This window comes from Amycolatopsis silviterrae, from assembly GCF_042684085.1.
GTDB lineage: Bacteria > Actinomycetota > Actinomycetes > Mycobacteriales > Pseudonocardiaceae > Amycolatopsis > Amycolatopsis silviterrae.
In genome coordinates this window covers 1-555 of sequence record NZ_JBHUKS010000049.1, presented here as the reverse complement: position 1 = coordinate 555, position 555 = coordinate 1, and the positions used below count along the sequence as shown (strand labels likewise).

General features: G+C 71.2%; 1 protein-coding gene. It reads left to right on the top strand.

Features of this window, described 5'->3' with window-relative positions; genetic code table 11:
• On the top strand, window positions 1–482 hold a 482-nt coding region (locus tag ACFSVL_RS46605), incomplete at its 5' end, for a transposase (protein WP_378314614.1).
• Window positions 483–555: the final 73 nt, after the last annotated feature.

Below are 555 nucleotides of genomic sequence, written 5' to 3'. Positions count from 1 at the left end.
ACAACCCCGGCGAAGCCACCACGGCCCGGCTGATCGCGCGCCGGTTCCGCGTCCAGACCCGCACCGAGCAGGGAGAACTGTTCCCCGCCTGGCGCTACCACGCGATCTTCACCAACACCCGCCTCCACACCGTCGCCGCCGAGAAACAGCACCGGCTCCGGGCCGGGACGATCGAGCAGGTCTTCGCCGACCTCAACGACTCCGCCCTCGCCCACTTCCCCTCCGGGCAGTTCCACGCCAACCAAGCCTGGCTCACCCTCGCCGCCCTCACCCACAACCTGCTGCGCACCCTCGGCGCCCTCGCCAGCGCCGTCCACGCCCGAGCCCGCACCGCCACCATCCGCCGCCAGCTCATCACCGTCCCGGCCCGGATCACCCGCACCGCACGACGACTCACCCTCCGACTGCCCCGCCACTGGCCCTGGCGAGACTCCTGGCACGGCCTGTTCACCGCCACGGCCCAGCCACCACCAGCCTTCTGACCACAACCATTCCTGCAACCGGAGACCCCACAGTGGACACGCTGGACCAGCCAGCACGATCCAGCACGCCCGC